16 protein-coding genes are annotated in these 18794 nt (G+C 70.2%); 10 read left to right on the top strand and 6 right to left on the bottom strand.

The genetic code is table 11. The features are described 5' to 3' along the window. Positions 1–30 precede the first annotated feature (30 nt). A complete protein-coding gene (locus HH310_RS17865; protein WP_169176693.1) occupies positions 31–351 on the bottom strand; it encodes a hypothetical protein in 321 nt (106 codons plus the stop codon). A gap of 164 nt (positions 352–515) precedes the next feature. Between HH310_RS17865 and lpdA the strand changes: the two genes are divergently transcribed. The 6 genes from lpdA to HH310_RS17835 all read left to right on the top strand — a co-directional run bounded on the left by lpdA (position 516) and on the right by HH310_RS17835 (position 7559). Beyond that, positions 516–1904 carry a dihydrolipoyl dehydrogenase gene (gene lpdA / locus HH310_RS17860; protein ID WP_169176692.1) on the top strand — a complete coding sequence of 463 codons (1389 nt, stop codon included), beginning with the start codon at positions 516–518 and terminating at the stop codon, positions 1902–1904. A 40-nt stretch (positions 1905–1944) separates the two neighbouring features. Next, complete coding sequence (gene sucB / locus HH310_RS17855) at positions 1945–3822, top strand: 2-oxoglutarate dehydrogenase, E2 component, dihydrolipoamide succinyltransferase (RefSeq protein WP_169176691.1); 1878 nt, start codon at positions 1945–1947, stop codon at positions 3820–3822. A gap of 125 nt (positions 3823–3947) precedes the next feature. After that, positions 3948–4865: a TIGR01777 family oxidoreductase gene (locus tag HH310_RS17850; RefSeq protein WP_169176690.1), complete on the top strand. Its 918-nt coding sequence runs from the start codon at positions 3948–3950 to the stop codon at positions 4863–4865. 31 nt (positions 4866–4896) lie between these two features. Continuing rightward, the gene (locus HH310_RS17845) at positions 4897–6744 is read left to right on the top strand and encodes a DUF2079 domain-containing protein (RefSeq protein ID WP_248294105.1); all 1848 of its coding nucleotides are present in this window, start codon (positions 4897–4899) and stop codon (positions 6742–6744) included. A 21-nt stretch (positions 6745–6765) separates the two neighbouring features. Next, a complete protein-coding gene (lipB, locus tag HH310_RS17840; RefSeq protein WP_169176689.1) occupies positions 6766–7395 on the top strand; it encodes a lipoyl(octanoyl) transferase LipB in 630 nt (209 codons plus the stop codon). Beyond that, a complete protein-coding gene (locus HH310_RS17835) occupies positions 7395–7559 on the top strand; it encodes a peptide ABC transporter substrate-binding protein (protein ID WP_169176688.1) in 165 nt (54 codons plus the stop codon). Before lipB ends, HH310_RS17835 begins: the two co-directional genes overlap by 1 nt. Before the next feature lie 237 nt (positions 7560–7796). Here HH310_RS17835 and aspS read toward each other — a convergent pair whose 3' ends face one another. Continuing rightward, positions 7797–9062 carry an aspartate--tRNA(Asn) ligase gene (gene aspS, locus HH310_RS17830; RefSeq protein WP_169176687.1) on the bottom strand — a complete coding sequence of 422 codons (1266 nt, stop codon included), beginning with the start codon at positions 9060–9062 and terminating at the stop codon, positions 7797–7799. A gap of 381 nt (positions 9063–9443) precedes the next feature. On the opposite strand from aspS, the gene lipA reads away from it, so the two are divergent. Both lipA and HH310_RS17820 read left to right on the top strand, forming a co-directional pair. Next, entirely contained in the window at positions 9444–10340 is an 897-nt protein-coding gene (lipA, locus tag HH310_RS17825) for a lipoyl synthase (protein ID WP_169176773.1), read from the top strand. A gap of 684 nt (positions 10341–11024) precedes the next feature. Next, positions 11025–11978 (top strand): hypothetical protein, encoded by a 954-nt coding sequence (locus tag HH310_RS17820; RefSeq protein WP_169176686.1) that lies wholly within the window; start codon positions 11025–11027, stop codon positions 11976–11978. A gap of 48 nt (positions 11979–12026) precedes the next feature. Here the strand turns inward: HH310_RS17820 and HH310_RS17815 are convergent, their stop codons facing one another. Together HH310_RS17815 and HH310_RS17810 are read right to left on the bottom strand one after the other, a co-directional pair. Then, complete coding sequence (locus HH310_RS17815; protein ID WP_248294104.1) at positions 12027–14876, bottom strand: AAA family ATPase; 2850 nt, start codon at positions 14874–14876, stop codon at positions 12027–12029. 60 nt (positions 14877–14936) lie between these two features. Further along, positions 14937–15110: a hypothetical protein gene (locus HH310_RS17810; RefSeq protein ID WP_169176684.1), complete on the bottom strand. Its 174-nt coding sequence runs from the start codon at positions 15108–15110 to the stop codon at positions 14937–14939. Between the two features lie 172 nt (positions 15111–15282). Here HH310_RS17810 and HH310_RS17805 point away from each other — a divergent pair, with 172 nt between their 5' ends. Beyond that, on the top strand, positions 15283–15969 hold the full coding sequence (locus HH310_RS17805; protein WP_169176683.1) for a DUF4191 domain-containing protein: 687 nt from the start codon (positions 15283–15285) through the stop codon (positions 15967–15969). Positions 15970–15991: 22 nt separating this feature from the next. Here the strand turns inward: HH310_RS17805 and HH310_RS17800 are convergent, their stop codons facing one another. Further along, on the bottom strand, positions 15992–16384 hold the full coding sequence (locus tag HH310_RS17800) for an RDD family protein (protein WP_169176682.1): 393 nt from the start codon (positions 16382–16384) through the stop codon (positions 15992–15994). 208 nt (positions 16385–16592) lie between these two features. Between HH310_RS17800 and glnA the strand changes: the two genes are divergently transcribed. Further along, positions 16593–18017 carry a type I glutamate--ammonia ligase gene (glnA, locus tag HH310_RS17795; RefSeq protein WP_169176681.1) on the top strand — a complete coding sequence of 475 codons (1425 nt, stop codon included), beginning with the start codon at positions 16593–16595 and terminating at the stop codon, positions 18015–18017. A 114-nt stretch (positions 18018–18131) separates the two neighbouring features. On the opposite strand, the gene HH310_RS17790 is transcribed toward glnA, so the two are convergent. Then, positions 18132–18737, bottom strand: coding sequence for a YdeI family protein (locus HH310_RS17790; protein WP_169176680.1), 606 nt, complete (start codon positions 18735–18737; stop codon positions 18132–18134). Between the last annotated feature and the right edge of the window lie 57 nt (positions 18738–18794).

The raw sequence follows: 18794 nt of genomic DNA, 5'->3' as shown, positions 1-18794 counted from the left end.
CGGACCGGTTCGGATCGCCCGGCCGTCGTGCTAGACCGGGCGATCCTTCTGCCGAGCGTTGTAGTCACGCATGCGTTGCGGATAACCCATCAGCCGTACGTCGTAGATGGGAACCGAGAGTTGGTGGGCCCAGCGCCGCGCGATATCCGGTGACTCGGTGCGCCGACGTGTCCACTCACCGTCGTGCGCGACTAATAAGACGGTGGTCTCGGTCACGTTCGTCCGCGGCTCGATGAACGCCTCGACGCCCCGGCGCGTGCGGACGAACTCCGCGAGATATTCAAGATCGGCACGATCCACCGGACGACCGGCCGGACGACCCGGCTCTCTCCGCCGCCGAAACCAGGCCACCGGCGCTCTCCTTCTCTCTGATGGCGCAAGGGTACGACTCGCGGGCACGCCGTGTGGCACCTGAGTGCATCGATCGGTTCCGCAAGTGACAAGATGGCCAGGACATACTGTGACCGTTTCCATTGTGTGACCCACAAGGCAACGACGCGACCACTGGAGTCAACGTGAGCCAGCCGAACGGTGGAACCTTCGACATCGTCATCCTCGGTGCCGGGAGCGGTGGCTATGCGGCCGCCCTGCGCGCGGCCGAGCTTGACCTCTCCGTCGCTCTGGTCGACAAAGCCGAGCTGGGCGGCACGTGTCTGCACCGCGGCTGCATCCCGACCAAGGCCCTGCTGCACGCCGCCGAGATCGCCGATCAGACCCGCGAGAGTGAGCAGTTCGGAATCAAGGCCGATCTTGTCGGCATTGACATGGCGGGCGTCAACGCCTATAAGGACGCAGTCGTCGGCCGGCTCTACAAAGGCCTCCAGGGCCTCCTGAAGCAAGACAAGATCACGATCGTCCCCGGCGAGGGCAAGCTCGTCGCGAAGGACACCGTCGAGGTGAACGGCCAGCGGTACACGGGCCGCCACGTCATCCTCGCCTCCGGGTCCTACTCGCGCAGCCTCCCCGGCCTCGAGGTCGACGGCAAGCACGTGATCACCAGCGAGCACGCCCTCAAGCTCGACCGGGTGCCGTCCTCGGTGATCGTGCTCGGCGGCGGCGTCATCGGCGTCGAGTTCGCCAGCGTGTGGAAGTCGTTCGGTGCCGACGTCACCGTCCTCGAGGCGCTGCCCCGGCTGGTCGCCGCGGAGGACGAAGAGGTCTCCAAGCAGCTCGAGCGCGCGTTCCGCAAGCGGAAGATCAACTTCAAGGTCGGCAAGCCGTTCGAGAAGGTCGAGCGCACCGAGAACGGTGTGCGCGCCACCATCGCCGGCGGCGAGACGATCGAGGCCGAGGTGCTGCTGGTCGCGGTCGGCCGTGGCCCGGTGACGGCCGGCCTCGGGTACGAGGAGCAGGGCATCACCCTGGACCGCGGCTTCGTCATCACCAACGAGCGCCTGCACACCGGTGTCGGCAACGTCTACGCGGTCGGTGACATCGTCCCCGGCCTGCAGCTCGCGCACCGCGGCTTCGCGCAGGGCATCTTCGTCGCCGAGGAGATCGCCGGGCTGCGGCCCGCGGTCATCGACGAGGCCGGTATCCCGCGCGTGACCTACTCCGAGCCCCAGGTCGCCTCCGTCGGCTACACCGAGGAGAAGGCCAAGGAGAAGTACGGTGCTGACAAGATCACGTCGTACAACTACAACCTCGGCGGCAACGGCAAGAGCCAGATCCTCAAGACCCAGGGCTTCGTCAAGGTGGTCCGGCAGGTCGACGGTCCCGTCGTCGGCATCCACATGGTCGGCGACCGGATGGGCGAGCTGATCGGCGAGGCGCAGCTGATCTACAACTGGGAGGCGTTCCCGGAGGATGTCGCCCAGCTCGTCCACGCCCACCCGACCCAGAGCGAGGCGGTGGGCGAGGCGTTCCTCGCGCTGGCCGGTAAGCCGCTGCACGCGCACGCCTGATACGTCCTTCCAAAAAGAAGCGGTTAAGGAGTTCTGAGACATGCCGGTATCGGTCACCATGCCGCGGCTGGGTGAGAGTGTCACCGAAGGCACCGTCACGCGTTGGCTGAAGCAGGAAGGCGAGCGCGTCGAGGCGGACGAGCCGCTTCTCGAGGTCTCCACGGACAAGGTCGACACGGAGATCCCGTCGCCGGCCGCGGGCGTGCTGACCAGGATCGTCGTTGCGGAGGACGAGACGGCCGAGGTCGGCAGCGAGCTCGCGGTCATCGCGGGCGAGGGTGAGGACGCCGGATCGTCGGCGCCCGCGCCGGCCGCGCCGGAAGCCGCGCCCGCGGCCGCCGCCCCCGCCGAACCCGAGCCCGCAGCCCCGGTCACGCCGTCGACCGAGAAGCCGGTCGAGGCCGAGCAGCCCGCGCCGGTCGCGGCTTCGGCGGCGCCCGCCTCCGCGGCGGAGGGCACCGCGGTCACCATGCCGGCGCTCGGCGAGAGCGTCACCGAGGGCACCATCACCCGCTGGCTCAAGCAGGTCGGCGAGACGGTCGAGGCCGACGAGCCGCTTCTCGAGGTCTCCACCGACAAGGTCGACACCGAGATCCCGTCACCGGTCGCCGGCACCCTGCTGGAGATCAAGGTGCAGGAGGACGAGACCGCGGACGTCGGCGCCGAGCTGGCGATCGTCGGCTCCCCGAACGCGGCTCCGGCCGCGCCCGCGTCACCCGCCCCGGCCGCTCCCGCCCAGGCCGCTCCCGCTGCCGCCGCGCCGCAGCCGCGCGCCGAGACGCCGCCGGCCAGGGACGTCTCGGTCCTCGGCGACTCCTACGGCGAGCCGTCGGCCGAGGCCGAGGTCGCCGCCGACCCGGTTGCCGCCGACCGCGCCGCCGAGACGTTCCCGACGCCCGCTCCCGCGCAGCCGGCCGCTCCGGCCGCCGAGACGGTCCAGGCCAACGGTTCCGGCGACGCCGGGTACGTGACGCCGCTGGTCCGCAAGCTGGCCACCGACCGTGGTGTCGACCTGTCCAAGCTGACCGGCACCGGGGTGGGCGGCCGGATCCGCAAGCAGGACGTGATCGAGGCCGCCGAGAAGGCGGCGGCGGCGAAGGCCGCCGCGGCCGCTCCGGCTCCGGCCGCCCCGGCCGCCGCCGCGCCTGCCGCGTCGCAGACCCGGTCCACCGCGAAGCCCGAGCCGAGCCCGCTGCGTGGCCGCACCGAGAAGCTGACCCGGATGCGTGCCACGATCGCGCGCCGCATGGTCGAGTCGCTGCAGACGTCGGCGCAGCTCACCACGGTGGTCGAGGTCGACGTGACCCGGATCGCCCAGCTGCGTAACCGGGCCAAGGCCGACTTCCAGGCCAAGCACGGCGTGAAGCTGAGCTTCCTGCCGTTCTTCGCGCTGGCCACGGTCGAGGCGCTGCAGCAGCACCCGGTGGTCAACTCGTCGATCGACACCGAGGCCGGCACCGTCACCTACCACGACGCCGAGCACCTGGGCATCGCGGTGGACACGCCGAAGGGCCTGATCGTCCCGGTGATCAAGGATTCGGGCGACCTGAACCTGGCCGGACTGGCCCGCCGGATCGCCGACGTGGCCGACCGCACCCGGAACAACAAGATCAGCCCGGACGAGATCTCGGGTGGCACGTTCACGCTGACCAACACGGGCAGCCGGGGCGCGCTCTTCGACACCCCGATCATCAACCAGCCGCAGGTCGGCATCCTCGGCACCGGCGCGGTCGTGAAGCGCGCGATCGTGGTCGACGACCCGAACCTGGGCGAGATCATCGTGCCGCGCTCGATGGTCTACCTGGCGCTGAGCTACGACCACCGGATCGTGGACGGCGCCGACGCGGCCCGCTTCCTGGTCACCGTCAAGGAGCGCCTGGAGGCCGGCCAGTTCGAGGGCGAGCTGGGCCTGAACTGACCTGGAGCCCACGACTCGGACGTAAACCCGAACGAAGGCGAGCCGGAATTCCGGCTCGCCTTCGCGCGTATCCGGCCCTGCCAGGGCTGTTTTGAACAGGTTCGATTTTGGGCAAGATAGAGGGCATGCGGATCCTCATGGCCGGCGCGTCCGGGTTCCTCGGCACGCGGCTCGCCGCCCGGCTGACCGACGCCGGGCACGACATCACCCGGCTCGTGCGCCGACCGGCCCAGAAACCGGACGAGGCCACCTGGCGTCCCGGCCAGAACCAGCTCGACCCGGCTCTGGTGGCCGGCGCGGACGCGGTCATCAACCTGGCCGGGGCGTCCATCGGGCACTGGCGGTGGACACCGGGCTACAAGCGTTTGCTGCGCTCCAGCCGGGTGGACACCACCGCGACCATCGCCGGGGTGATCAAGCAGCTGCCGGCCGAGGACCGTCCGCGGACGTTGCTGCAGGCCTCCGCGGTCGGCTGGTACGGCGACACCGGCGACCGGACCGTCACCGAGGAGGCCCCGGCGGGCCGCACCTTCCTGGCCGATCTGTGCCGGGTCTGGGAGGCGGCCGCCCGCCCGGCCGAGGACGCCGGCACCCGGGTCGTCCTGCTGCGCACCGCCCCGGCGATCAGCCGCGAGGGCTCGTTGATCAAGCCGCTGCTGCTGCCGTTCAAGTTCGGCGCGGGCGCGCGCATCGGCAGCGGCCGGCAGTGGATGGCGTGGATCGCGGTGGACGACTGGCTGACCGCGGCCGAGTTCCTGCTCGACCGGGACTCGATCGCCGGCCCGGTCAACCTTGTCGCCGCCGAGCCCTGCACCAACGCCGAGTTCACCAAGGCGTTCGGGCGCGCCGTGCATCGGCCCGCCGTGCTGTCGGTGCCCACCGTCGTGCTCGACGTCGCCCTCGGCGAGCTGGCCGGCGAGGCGAAACAGAGTCAGCGCGTACGGGCGGGGGTCTTGGAGAGGGCGGGCTTCGAATGGGCTTATCCGGACATCGAGAGCGCCATGTTCGCCGCCCTCGGCCGCGAACCCGCCCAGCCCCGCTGATTACGCAGGTCGGCTTGCTAATCTGCGGCTGATGTCAGTCGCCGCTCCCGCCACCGCCGCCGCCGCGGAAATCCCGGCCCCGCCCGATGCCCGAGCGGCCACCCGCCGTCGCCGGGCCCACCTGTTCGTCGCCGTCATCGCGCTCGCGCTGGCGGTCTATGTCACGAAGGGGCTCTGGCAGTCACCGTACGTGCGGACCGTGTCCGGCAACGTGGGCGACCAGGCGTTCTTCGAGTGGGTGCTGGGTTACGGCGTCTACCTGCTCGAACACGGCGGCGACCCGTTCTTCTCGACGATGATGAACACGCCGGACGGGGTCAATCTCGCGGCGAACACGTCGATCACGGCGTACGCGTTCCTGTTCGCGCCGGTGACCATCCTGCTCGGCCCGCAGATCAGCTTCATCAGCATCCTCACGCTGAACCTGGCCGGCTCGGCGTTCGCGTGGTATTTGTTCCTGGCCCGCTGGGTGACCCGCAACCGGGCCGCGGCGGCGCTGGGCGGCCTGTTCTGCGGCTTCGCGCCCGGCTTCATCTCGCACGCCAACGGCCACCTCAACTGGACCTCCGGCTGGGTCGCCCCGGTCGTGCTGTGGTGGCTGTTCAAACTGCGCGAGAAGGGCCATTGGCTGCGCAACGGCCTGGTGCTCGGGCTGCTGCTCGCGATCGGCTTCACGGTCGCCGCCGAGGGCTTGTTCTTCTGCGCGCTGGCCGCCGGGATCTTCCTGATCACCTGGTCGGTGCCCCGGGCCACCCGAGCCGAGGCGCGCGAGGCGTTGCCCCGGGTGCTGGCCGGGCTCGCGGTCACCGGTGTCGTGGCATTAGCACTTCTGGCGTACCCGCTCTATCTGCATTTCGCCGGACCCCAAACCTTTTCCGGTACGGGGTTCAACCAGCGCCATTATGCGGAGGACATCGGCGCGTTTATCAGCTATTCCGACCGTACCCTCGCGGCCTGGGCCGGAATCGGGAATGACCTTTCGCCGAATCCGACCGAGCAGACGTCGTATTTCGGTCTTCCGCTCGTGGTCCTGGTCTTGTTTTCCCTGGTGCAACTGTGGAAGCGCGCGGACCCCGGACGGCGTTCGACCCTGCGCGCCCTCGCGGTGGTGGCCGGCGTGTTCTTCGTGATCTCGCTCGGGCCGCGGCTGCTGTTCTTCGGCAACGAGAGCTACCTGCCGATGCCGTACGCCTTCCTGGCGCACCTGCCGCTGTTCGACTCGGCGCTGCCGGCCCGCTACGCGCTGGCACTGGTCGGGGTGTTCGGCGTGATCCTGACGCTGAGCGCCGACGAGCTGATGCGCGGGAAGTGGCGGGGCCGGATGGCGGCGGCGTTCGCGCTCGCGCTCGTGCCGATCTTCCCGCTGCCGCTGCTCACCTCGGATCGGGCGCCCGAACCGCAGTTCATCGCCGACGGCACGTGGAAGAAGTACGTGCCGGCGGGCGGGACGATGTCGGCGCTCCCGTTCGCCATCAACGTGGCCGGGGATGGCCAGCGCTGGCAGGCGTACACGATGGCTCGGGGTGGTCAGCAGTTCAAGATCCCGGACGGTTACTTCCTCGGCCCGGACGTCGGGGGCAAGGAGGCGAAGGGCCGGATCGGGGCGGTGCCGCGCAGCACCGACTGGCTGTTCCTGCGGGCGGCGCTCTACGGATACATCGCCGACCTGGACAACTGGGACCGCGCCCAGGCCCGCGCCGACTTCAAATACTGGGGGATCGACGCGGTGTTCCTCACCGACAGCATCACCGGGCCGGACGGTCCGTTGTTCCGCTCGGCCGTCGAGACCACCGCTACCGACCTGCTAGGACCGCCGGAGCGGGTGGAGGACGTGCTGGTGTGGCGCATCCGTCCAGGTGTGGATCCGTTAGATCGTTAAACCCCGCGTTAGGGTGAGGCCGTGACAACCTCGACGCTCTCCGTCCTGCGACCGGGCCTGGTCGACTACCTGAAGGCCTGGGACGAGCAGCGGCGGCTGCACGACGCCGTGGTGGCGGGGATCCGGCCCGACACCGTCCTCCTGCTGGAGCACCCGAGCGTGTTCACGGCGGGCAAGCGCACCGAGATCGCCGACCGCCCGTTCGACGGCACCCCGGTCGTCAACGTCGACCGCGGCGGCAAGATCACCTGGCACGGCCCCGGTCAGCTGGTCGGTTACCCGATCCTCAAGCTGGCCGAGCCGGTCGACGTCGTGGCGTACGTACGGCGCACCGAGCAGTTGCTGATCGATGTCTGCGCCGAGCTGGGCGTGACGGCCGAGCAGATCGAGGGCCGCAGCGGCGCCTGGGTCCCGGCCGACGAGCACGGCCCCGACCGCAAGATCGCGGCGATCGGCATCCGCGTCGCGCGCGGCGTCACCCAGCACGGCTTCGCCCTGAACTGCGACTGCGACCTGTCCAACTACGACCGCTTCGTGCCCTGCGGCATCCGCGACGCCGGGGTGACGTCGCTGTCCGCCGAGCTCGGCAGGCGGGTGACAGTCGCCGAGGTGCTGCCGATCGTCGAGAGGCACCTCCCTACCCTGATGTGATGCCTCTCTATCGCGATCCGCGTGACCGCCGGGTGTTCGTACCCAAGAAGGGCGGCGGGGTGGCCCTGAACTTCGGCCACCCCATCGCCTGGACGATCTTCATCTGCATGACCGTCGTCCCGCTGGTGATCGTCGCCGCGGTGACGCTAGCCGTGCTCCTCTGACGCCCCGGCGCCGCAAGAACCGCTCCGCCTCAGCACCCGGGCCGTTCGCCTCGCGCTGTGCGACCGCGCCGTTCGCCGCGCGCTGTGCGACCGCGCCGTTCGCCGCGCGCTGTGCGACCGCGCCGTTCGCCGCGCGCTGTGCGACCGCGCCGTTCTATCCCCGGCCGTGCGACCCGCGCTCCGTCCAGCCCGCAAGCTCCAGTCGCCCTCGCTGCGCCACCCATTTTATCCCGATTTTTACGGATTTATCCGGTGTAAGTCTCGCGGGAATGCCGTCACCTCACGCACATTGGCCGCCTCGATCAGCCGCGCCACGAACCGCTCCAACCCGATCGCCCAGCCCCCGTGCGGCGGCATCCCATACCGAAAACCGTCCAGATATCCCTCGTACGCCTCCAGCGGCTCCCCGACCCGGGTCAACGCGTCCACATAGTCCCCGTACCGATGCAGCCGCTGCCCGCCCGTGACGATCTCCATGCCCCGGAACAGCAGGTCGAACCCGTTCGAGTAGCCCGGCCGCGCCGGGTCCGGATGCGTGTAGAAGGGCCGCTTGCGCATCGGATACCCGGTCACGTAAACGAAGTCGGACCCGTGCTCGCGCAACGCCCACTCCCCCAGCGCCCGCTCGTGCGCCGGCGCCAGGTCGGGCTCGTCCTCGGGCGCGCCGCCGATGCGCAACGCCTCGCTGAAGTGCACCGCCGGAATCTCCTCGGGCACCTTCGGCGTCACGAACCCCGTGCTCGCCGTGACGGTGGCCATCATGACGCTCAGCGTGCGGGTGAGCACGGCCATCACGTCCCGATGGTCGTCGATGAATCCCAGCTCGGCGTCCAGCGACGTGTACTGCGCCAGGTGCCGGGCCGTGTCGCTGGGCTCGGCCCGGAACACCGGCCCGACCTCGAAGACCCGCTCGAAGACGCCGACCATGAGTTGCTTGTAGAACTGCGGCGACTGGGCCAGATATCCGGGCCGCCCGAAGTAGTCCAGCCGGAAGACGTTCGCCCCGGACTCGGTGGCCGACGCGACGATCTTCGGCGTGTAGATCTCGACGAACCGTTGCTCCGACAGCGCCGCACGGTAACCGGCTGTCGCCGCCGCTGCGATACGTAAGGCCTGCCGGCGCGCCGGATGCCGTAACGCCAGCGCCCCGTGGTCGAGCTGGGTGGGCAGGCTCGCGTTCAAAGCCGGCCGGTGCATCTCGAACGGCAGCGGCACGTCCACGGTGGACAACACCCGGATCTTCGGCGCGGTCAGCTCGACGCCGCCCGGGGCCTGCTCGTTCGGCGTGACCGTGGCGACCACCTCGACCACGCTCTCCTCGGTGAGCCGCTCGAGCTGTTCGCGCGTCGCGGGCTCGGTGACCAGCACCTGGCTGAGCCCCTCGACGTCACGGACGATGAGGAACGCGACCGACTTCAGCAGCCGGCGCCGATGAATCCAACCGGCAATCGTCACGGTCTCGTGCACGTGCGCGGTCAGCTGGGTGGACAGGATGCGTTGCATGGCGTTGACCTCCTCGGGAACTGCAACGCGGTCCCAGGGAGGTGCGGGCGAGCGGGATCCTCGCGGTGCCACCGCACCTTCACGCCCGTACAGGCGCCTCAGGTTTCTTGCACGGCTCAGGAGTGTCTTCGCGCCCCGGCGCACGCACCACCTTCACAGCTGCCGGTGGCTCTCTCGACCGTCGCTTCAGGGCGTTACTCGGCTCCCTCATTGCCGCTGGCTGCACGTTAACAGGGGGCGGCAACAAGGCAAACCCTATTTTTCCCGTACGCGTGACAGCCGTCACACCTGCGCCCAAGTGAGTCTCGTCGCCCGTATCTAGGCAGATAGCTAATCAGGCGTAATCTCGTTGATGTGACTATTGCTCCCGAGGGCCGCCGCATGCTGCGCATCGAAGCGCGCAACGCCGAAACTCCCATCGAGCGGAAGCCGCCGTGGATCAAGGTCAAGGCGAAAATGGGTCCCGAATACACGCAGATGCGCGGCCTGGTGCAGAAAGAAGGCCTGCACACGGTCTGTCAAGAGGCAGGCTGTCCGAACATCTACGAGTGTTGGGAAGACCGTGAGGCCACTTTCCTGATCGGCGGCGATCAGTGCACCCGGCGCTGTGACTTCTGCCAGATCGACACCGGAAAGCCGGCCGAGTTCGACGCCGACGAGCCCCGACGCGTCGGCGAGTCGGTCGCCACCATGGGCCTCAAGTACGCCACCGTCACCGGGGTCGCCCGCGACGACCTTCCGGACGGCGGCGCCTGGCTCTACGCCGAGACCGTGCGCCAGATCCACAAGCTCCAGCCCGGCTGCGGCGTCGAGCTCCTCATCCCCGATTTCAACGCCGATCCCGACCAGCTGGCCGAGGTCTTCGGTTCCACCCCCGAGGTCCTGGCCCACAACGTCGAGACGGTCCCCCGCATTTTCAAGCGCATCCGCCCCGGGTTCCGCTACGAGCGCTCCCTGGACGTCATCACGCAGGCCCGCGCGGCCGGCCTGGTCACCAAGAGCAACCTGATCCTCGGCATGGGCGAGGAGCGCAGCGAAATCTCCGCCGCGCTGCGCGACCTGCACGAGGCCGGCTGCGAGCTGATCACCATCACGCAGTACCTCCGCCCCACCCCCCGTCACCACCCGGTCGAGCGCTGGGTCAAGCCGGAGGAGTTCGTCGAGCTCCGCGAGGAGGCCGAGCAGATCGGCTTCGCCGGCGTGATGAGCGGCCCGTTGGTCCGCTCGTCGTACCGCGCCGGCCGGCTGTACCGCCAGGCCCTCGAGGCCCGCGGCTGACCAGCAGTTTCACCCAGCTTCGCAGCGATGCCCCGGCCACAGACCGGGGCATCGCTGTCTCTCCGCCAGGCGTAGCCACAGCGCTCCCTCCGCGAGGCGCAGCCACTCGGTCCGGCAGACGCCGCCGCTCCCTCCGCGAGGCGCAGCCGCAGCCACCCCCGCCGCCAGGCACGGCCACCCCCGCAAGGCACAGCCAGTCTCTCCGCCCCGGCACAGCCACTCTCGCCAGGCGCAAGCCGCAGCCACTCCCTACGCAGGGCGGGCCACGGTCCCAGGCCGGCCCGGCCTCGCCTCCACTCTCATCGCCTGACTTATCCGACTTTTCCGGCTTGTCGGGTGCGCCCTCCGGCCTACCTTGGAGTTGCCGGGTCAGATCGTCCTGGTTCTGGGGAGACGTGATCCTTCTCGGTCACCGCCGGGCATCGGCGGGACCGCCCCAGCCGATCGCCGACATCGGGGCTCGGGTTGCGACGCTTGGTGCTCTTCCTCGCCGCCACAGCTGGCTGCGTGCTCGGAGCCGCCATCTCCGCCGTCCCAGGCATGCCGATCAGCGCAGGCATCCCGGCCCAAGCAGACGCAGCGATCAGCGCCGGCGCCCCGGCCCGCCCAGACATACCGATCAGAGCAGACGTCTCGGCCCGCTCAGGCGCACCGATCAGCGCACACGCCCCGGCCTTCGCAGCCGTGCCGATAGGGGCCGCCCGCACCGTCTGTGTCCCGGCCTCCGACGCCACCTACCGCCACACGTTCAACGGTCCGGCCGGCACCGCGACGGTCACCGCCGTGCGTCCCCTGTGCAGCGGCCAGAGCCAGACCTTCTCCCTGGCCTCCTACACCGCACCAGCACCATCGCAACCCGGCGGCCTGTTCGTGTACGCCGCCGTCCACGCCACGATCAACCCGACCCATCGCAGCGTCACGCTCAAGGTCGCGGTGCCCGGCTGCTCCACTCAGGTCTACGCCTTCTTCGGCAGCCAGGTAAGCAACGAGTCGACCACGTCGGCAGCTCTCTACGGGAGTTCGCGACTGGGCGCCGCGAACAGCCGGTCGGTCGGCAAGTTCGCCTGGTACGCGGGCGGCGAAACCGCGTGCACGGCCAGCCCCACGGCCACCTTCACCAGCGCCTGCGACGACACGTTCCACGCCGCCCTGTCCAACCGCCCGAACGCCAACGCCGACGCCGTCTTCATCCGTTCCGGCGCCCTGACACGCGTGGCCCCCGGCCGCACGGTGCACATCTCGGCCAAAAAGGGCGCGACGCTCACGCTGCGGGCGAGCAACTTCACCACCTACATAGGTGGCTGGCGGCAGCCGTCTCTGCCCTGCGCCGCCCTTCCCCAGCCCAACCCGGCCGCCGCGGCCCCGAAGCCGGCCACCCCCGCTGCGGCCGCCCAAGGTCGCTCCACAACCGCATCAGCGCCAGCAGCCTTCTCCGCCCCCACCGACGACAACCTGGACGCTTTCCCCGACGGGCAGCAGTTCGCTCCGAACCCCACCACCGCCGCCGCGAGCGCCACCACCGCCGCCGCGGGCATGAGCCCGGGCAGCCTGCTGGCCATCGCCCTCGGATTCGTCCTGATGGGCTGCGGCGTGGTCCTGCTGCGACGGGTGATCCGCTCGGGCCGCAACCCGTCATAACAGCCGCAGCCCGCGTCACTCCGGCAGCAACCTTCGCCCCAGCCCGCGTCAATCCGCGAGCAGCCCCAACCGGTGCGCCACCGCGGCCGCCTCCACCCTGTTCGCCACCTCCAGCTTCGCGATGATCCGGGACACGTGGACGCTCGCCGTCTTCGGCGAGATGTACAGGCTGGCGGCTATCCGGCTGTTGCTCTGGCCCTGCGCGACCAGGCGCAGCACCTCGCGCTCCCGCGCGGTCAGCAGTTCCGTGCCGGGCTCGGCCACCACCGCCGCGGACGCCGCTCGGATGCCCAGGCGGCGGGCCAGCGTGTCGGCCTTCTCGGAGAGCGGGACCGCGCCGAGGCTGGCGGTGATCGCGGTGGCCTCGCTCAGCGACTCGGCCGCGGCGGGGCGGTCGGCGGCCTGCGACTCGGCCAGGCCCAGCAACGCCTCGGCCAGCTGGTACGGGTGGCCGTCGGCGCGCCACGCCTCGACCGCCGCCCGCCACCGCGAAGCACCGCCGTCGAGCTGGGCGGACGCTGTCGCCTGGTACGCCTCGTCGGCGGGGCTGAGCGGGGCGAGGCCGGCGGCCAGCAGGCGGACCGTCTTGGCCAGCGCCGGGTCGCCCGACTCGGCCGCCGCGCGGGCCGCGGCCGACAGCAGCGGCCACCCGTAGCGGGCGCTCTGCAGCACCGCCGGATCGGCCAACGCGATATTCGCCGCCGCCACGGCCGCGGCCATGTCGTCGACCGCCAGGGTGGCCAGGATGCGCAGCGTGTGGATGCAGAGGCGGTTCTCCGCGTCCAGGAACGGCTTACGCAGGAACCCGGCGGCCCGCTGCACCAGCGCGTCGGCGCCATCCGTGCCGCGCGCCAACCGCAAGAAGGCCCGTAGCCGCAGCCACGGCAACGCCAGCGTCCCCGGCGGATCGTGCCGGGCGGCCTCGGCCAGGCGAGCGTCGGCCTCGTCCCAGCGGCCCAGCGCGATCAGCGCCTCGGCGTGGTTGGCCAGCAGGAAGACCCCGCTGGTGCGGCTGATGCCGACCCGGTCGGCGTGCGGGACGCCCTCGGCCGCGGCGTCGGCGGACTCCGAATATCGACCCAGCCCGAACAGGAAATCCGACATCACGACGAGGCCCCGGGTCAGGCCGGGGAGATCGCCGGCCTCGCGGGCACGGCCGATCGAGGCGACCATCGACGGCATCGCCTCCTCGACCGAGGCGGTGCCGACACAGGCCTCGCTGAACGTGATCTCGGCGGACACGTGAGCGGCCGCGTCACCGAACGCGCTGGCCTCGTCCATGGCCTCGCGCGCCACCTGCCAGGCCAGGTCGGTGTCGGTGAGGTTCAACAGGTACGCCACGTCGGCGAGCAGGCGGGCCCGGTCGGCGCTCGGCTCGGCGGTGGTGAGCAGCCGGTACGCCTCGACGCTCTCCTCATGCCCGTCGCTCTTGCCGGCGTTGCGCAGCAGCTTGGACCGCCGGGCCAGCAGCCGGGCCGCGCGCAACGGCTCGGCGTCGGCGTCCAGGTCGCAGAGCGCGGCCCGGGTCAGGCTGAGCGCCCGCATGTGCTCGCCCGAGTCGATCGCGACGAGTGCCGCCTCCTCCAGCAGGTCGAGGTGGCCGACGCCCAGGCGGGTCTCGGCGTCCGGCACGTCCTCCCACAGCTCCAGCACGCGGTCGAGCAGCTTGGCCTGCTCGCCGAACGCGAACCGGCGCCCGGCGTCGTCGGCCGCGCTCTTGGCCGCGACCAGCGCGCGCGGATGGTCGCGGGCGGCGTGCCAGTGGTGGGCGATCTCGGCGGCGGCGCGGTCGGCCGCGACCAGATGCGGTGCCGCCTCCAGCGCCTGGGCGTAGCGCCCGTGCAGCCGGGCGTGCTCGCCGGGCAGCAGGTCGTCGTGCACCGCCTCGCGCACGAGTGCGTGGCGGAACTCGTAACCGCCGTCGGGGTCGAAGACCACCAGCTGGGCCGCGACGATGGACCGCAACGCGGACTCCAGCGCGGCCTCGTCGATGCCCGCGACCTGGGCCAGCAGCTCATGGCCGAACTGGGTGCCGCCGACCGCGGCCACGCGCAGCACCCGCTGGGCCGGCTCGCTGAGCAGGTCGACCCGGGACAGCAGCAGGTCGCGCAGGGTGGCCGGGATGTCGCCGCAGGCCGGGTCGGCGGAGGCGGCGAACTGCTCGATGAAGAACGGGTTGCCCTGGGCGCGCTCGTTGACCGCGTCGACCGTCGGCGGGTCGGGCTCGACGCCGATCAGGTGGCCGAGCATCTCGGCGGTGCCCTCGCGGTCGAGCCGGTCGATCTCGTGCCGTTGCACGCCGCGGACCCGCTCGAGCTCGGCCAGGAACGGGCGCAACGGATGCCCGCGGTGCAGCTCGTCGCTGCGATATGTCGCGATCAGCAGAAGCTGCGGTAATCGGACCGAGCGGACCAGGTAGTCGATGAGGTCGCGGGTGGAACGGTCGGCCCAGTGCAGATCCTCGATCACGAGGACCACGGGCTGCTCGGTGGTGAGCCGCCCGAGCAGCGCGCCCACCGACTCGAACAGCAGGCCACGCCGGGCGTCACCGAACTCCGGTGGCGGACCCAGCTCGGGCAGCAGCCGCGCGAACTCGCGCTCGTTGCCGTCGAGGACGGTGGTGCCCTGGGCCCGGACCAGGTCGCGGACCGCCCCGGCGAACGGGGCGAAGGGCAAGCCCTCCTCCCCGAGCTCCAGGCACTGGCCGGTGAGCACCCGCACCGACGCGTCGAGCCCCCGTCGGAACTCCTCGACGAGCCGGGTCTTGCCGACCCCGGCCTCGCCGCCGACCAGCACGGTCGACGGCTCGGCATGGCGCACTCGTTTCAGGGCGTCACGCAGCACGGCGAGATCGGCCTCGCGGCCGACCAGAACCTCGCTGTGAGCGTGCGCTGTCATGAGGTCGAGCATGCCATGGGGGTACGACAAAAATCGCTCCCCGGCGATGGCGCTCATCGATCACGCCGTCACGGTCGCGTGCGACCGGTGCCGCCGGGGCCACCGGCCCAGGCGGCGTTGCCGGCCGGCGGAAACGGCCCGGGCCTGACGGTGTGACGAGGCGAGCCGCAGCATGTCGTCGATCCGCTGCTGGTTGATGTCGAGCCGGGACTGGGCATCGGCGTACGGGAACATGATCTTTCTCCTCGCTTCGAAGGTCGTCGTTCGCTGACATCGACATTGCTCGCGAAGAGGGGTCCCGGGCATGGGGCGGCAGCCTCATTTCCGGCGGCTCAGCCTCCTTACCCCGGGTCCCACGGGTGCCCGGGCCGCGTAAGGAGGCTCAGCCCCACTACACTTTCGAGTTATGGCAAATCCCCAGGAGAAGGTGTCGTTCGGCACGCGGCTGAAGCAGATCGGCCAGGTGATCGCCTTCACGGCAAAGGGGGACAAATGGTTCGTCCCCATGGTGATCGCCGCCGTGGCCATCCCGCTCGCGCTCACCGTGGCCGTCGTGCTTCTCGGCTGGGGCATCGTCTGGATCCCGGTCGGCATCCTGCTGGCCCTGCTGGCCGGCGTGATCGTGCTGAACCTGCGGTCGAACGCCGCGATGATGAACGCCGCCGAGGACCAGCCCGGCGCCACCGCCTCCCTGGTGGAGAACATGCGGGGCGACTGGCGGGTGCGGGCCGCGGCGAGCTCGACGACGCAGTTCGACATGGTGCACGTGGTGATCGGCCGGCCCGGCGTGATCCTGCTGGCCGAGGGCAACCCGCAGCGCGTGCGCGGCCTGCTCGGCGGTGAGAAGCGGCGCCTGTCGAAGGTGATCGGCAACGCCCCGCTGTACGACTACGTGATCGGCAACGACGAGGGCCAGCTGCCCATCCGCAAGCTGCGCACCACGCTGATGCGCCTGCCGCGCAACCTGACCGGCAAGGACGTCAACGCCCTCGACAAGCGTCTCGCCGCCCTGATGGCGCGCCCGCAGATGCCGAAGGGCGCGATCCCGAAGAACATGCGCCCGCAGAACATCCGCCAGCCGCGCCCCCGGTAAAGGCCCCCGGTAAACACGGGCCTCACTGGCGCGGCGACACCATCACCGACTTGGCGGCGCGGTCATGCAGGCCGCGTCCGTCACCGTCGGAGATCATCGCGGGAATGACCAGCGCCAGCAGTACGCCTCGGAGCAGCGCCCGCGGAATGCCGATGGCACCGCCGTCGACCACCGAAACGCACCGGATCCCGAGGATCGCCATGCCGATCGTCCGTCCGAAGAGGCCGACGAAGAACGCGTGGACCAGCACGAACAGCCCGAGCTGCGGCCACGGGTTGCGTTGCAGCGAGTCGACGATCAAGGCTGCGATCACGGTCACCACGATCCAGTCGATCAGCAGCGCGAGGAACCGGCGGCCGAACGAAGCCACCTGGGTACCGCCCAGGTCGAGAGCACCGGAATCACGCGTCGCCATGCCTCCAGCGTATCCGGCCGGTTTCCGGGTCAGGGAGCGCCGTCGTCGCGTACGGTGAAGGGCGCGGCTTAGCTCACAGCGTCCGTAACACGGCGGAAACAATAGGGATACGAGCGGGCAACTCCCGACCCATAGCGTCGCGACCAGCTTAACCATGCCATGCGGCGACCCAGCCGCCTCGCATCGAAATCCTGTGCCAGGAGGACGTGTGTTCGCCAATCCCGAGGAACTGCTGCGATACCTCAAGGACGAGGACGTCAAGTTCGTCGACGTACGGTTCTGTGACCTGCCCGGTGTGATGCAGCACTTCAACACCCCGGTCGAATCGTTCGACGACAGCGTGGTGACCGACGGCCTCGCCTTCGACGGGTCCTCGATCCGCGGGTTCCAGGCCATCCACGAGTCCGACATGATGCTGCTGCCGGACGTCACCACGGCCTTCATCGACCCGTTCCGCGCCCAGAAGACCCTCGCGCTGAACTTCTTCATCCACGACCCGTTCACCCGTGAGGCCTACTCCCGGGACCCGCGCAACGTGGCGAAGAAGGCCGAGACGTACCTGGCGTCCAGCGGCATCGCCGACACCGCGTACTTCGGCGCCGAGGCCGAGTTCTACATCTTCGACTCGATCCGCCACGAGACCGCCGCGAACCGGTCGTTCTACTACATCGACTCGATCGAGGGCGCGTGGAACTCGGGCCGCGAGGAGGAAGGCGGCAACCGGGGCTACAAAACCTCGTACAAGGGCGGCTATTTCCCCGTCGCGCCGCTGGACCACTACAGCGACCTGCGCGACGCCATGGTCCGCCGCCTGATCGACGCCGGTTTCACCGTCGAGCGCGCCCACCACGAGGTCGGCACCGCGGGCCAGGCCGAGATCAACTACAAGTTCTCGACGCTGCTGCACGCCGGCGACCAGATGCAGATGTTCAAGTACCTCATCAAGAACACGGCCTGGGAGCACGGCAAGACCGTCACCTTCATGCCGAAGCCGCTGTTCGGTGACAACGGCTCGGGCATGCACACCCACCAGAGCCTCTGGCTGGGCGGCGAGCCGCTGTTCTACGACGAGACCGGGTACGCCGGGCTGTCCGACACCGCCCGCTGGTACATCGGCGGCCTGCTGCACCACGCGCCGTCGCTGCTGGCGTTCACCAACCCGACCGTCAACTCGTACCGGCGCCTGGTGCCCGGCTTCGAGGCCCCGGTCAACCTGGTCTACTCGCAGCGCAACCGGTCCGCCTGCACGCGCATCCCGGTGACCGGCAACAACCCGAAGGCCAAGCGCGTCGAGTTCCGCGTCCCGGACCCGTCGTCGAACCCGTACCTGGCGTTCTCCGCGATGATGATGGCCGGCCTGGACGGCATCAAGAACAAGATCGAGCCGCCGGCCCCGATCGACAAGGACCTGTACGACCTGCCGCCCGAGGAGTGGGGCGACGTCAAGCAGGTGCCGGGTTCGCTGGACGCGGTGCTGAACTCCCTCGAGGACGACAACGAGTACCTGACCGCGGGCGGCGTCTTCACCGACGACCTGATCGAGACGTGGGTCCAGTGGAAGCGCGAGAACGAGATCGACCCCGTTCGCCTGCGCCCCACCCCGCACGAGTTCGAGATGTATTACAACGTCTGACCTGGCAACATCGGGAAGCGGCGGTCGCTCCGGCGACCGCCGCTTTTGCTTTGCCCGTACGCCTCGGCAAGTGACCCTCGATCGCCTCGCTCGGCGATGAAGACCGCGCCCGCATCACGGCGAGGTCGGTGGCTTGGCCTTCTGCGGGTTGAACGTCTCGTGGCGGGCGAGCATCTCGACAAACTCGCCGATCTTTCGCTCCCGGGTCTCCGCCCGTTTGACGGCGTTGAGCCGGTAGATGAGAGCGAACCGGTTGGCCTTGGTGAGCACGTCGAACATGGCCTGCGCGGCCGGGACGGCGGCGATGGCGGCGAGCAGGTCGGCCGGTGCCTCGGCTTCCGACGGCGGGGCGTACGCCGTCGCCCACCGCCCGTCCGCTTTCGCGGCGTCCACCGCGGCGCGACCCGCGGGCCGCATCAGCCCCTGCGCTTCCAGCCGGGCCACGTGCGCGGTGTTGCGTTGCGACCAGGCGCTGCGGGCCCGACGAGGGGTGAACCGGATCCACGAGCTCTCCTGATCCCGTTTCCGGGCCTGCCCGTCGATCCAGCCGAAGCACAGCGCCTCGTCGACCGCCTGCTGCCAGGTCAGCGTGGTGACGGTGCCGCCCTTCTTGGTGAGCGCCAGCCAGACGCCGGGCGACGTCGTGTGGTTGGCCGACAACCACGCGCGCAGCGCCCCGGCGTCCGCGACGATCAGCTCATCCAGCTCGGCGCTCCCCATGACGGCAGGGTAAACGATGCGGCTCAGCGCGCGTCGAACTCGTCGTTGGTCATCCTC

Source organism: Actinoplanes sp. TBRC 11911, assembly GCF_012933445.1.
In the GTDB taxonomy this organism is placed as follows: Bacteria; Actinomycetota; Actinomycetes; order Mycobacteriales; family Micromonosporaceae; genus Actinoplanes.
This window is presented reverse-complemented; position numbering and strand designations above follow the sequence as displayed.

Excerpts from the sequence above, each read along its gene's own strand:
- HH310_RS17845 (WP_248294105.1), top strand. The coding sequence starts at position 4,897 with ATGTCAGTCGCCGCTCCCGCCACCGCCGCCGCCGCGGAAATCCCGGCC.
- HH310_RS17800 (WP_169176682.1), bottom strand. The coding sequence starts at position 16,384 with ATGGCGACGCGTGATTCCGGTGCTCTCGACCTGGGCGGTACCCAGGTG.
- HH310_RS17810 (WP_169176684.1), bottom strand. The coding sequence starts at position 15,110 with ATGTTCCCGTACGCCGATGCCCAGTCCCGGCTCGACATCAACCAGCAG.
- aspS (WP_169176687.1), bottom strand. The coding sequence starts at position 9,062 with ATGCAACGCATCCTGTCCACCCAGCTGACCGCGCACGTGCACGAGACC.
- lipA (WP_169176773.1), top strand. The coding sequence starts at position 9,444 with ATGCTGCGCATCGAAGCGCGCAACGCCGAAACTCCCATCGAGCGGAAG.
- HH310_RS17835 (WP_169176688.1), top strand. The coding sequence starts at position 7,395 with ATGCCTCTCTATCGCGATCCGCGTGACCGCCGGGTGTTCGTACCCAAG.
- sucB (WP_169176691.1), top strand. The coding sequence starts at position 1,945 with ATGCCGGTATCGGTCACCATGCCGCGGCTGGGTGAGAGTGTCACCGAA.
- HH310_RS17805 (WP_169176683.1), top strand. The coding sequence starts at position 15,283 with ATGGCAAATCCCCAGGAGAAGGTGTCGTTCGGCACGCGGCTGAAGCAG.
- HH310_RS17790 (WP_169176680.1), bottom strand. The coding sequence starts at position 18,737 with ATGGGGAGCGCCGAGCTGGATGAGCTGATCGTCGCGGACGCCGGGGCG.
- HH310_RS17850 (WP_169176690.1), top strand. The coding sequence starts at position 3,948 with ATGCGGATCCTCATGGCCGGCGCGTCCGGGTTCCTCGGCACGCGGCTC.
- HH310_RS17815 (WP_248294104.1), bottom strand. The coding sequence starts at position 14,876 with ATGACAGCGCACGCTCACAGCGAGGTTCTGGTCGGCCGCGAGGCCGAT.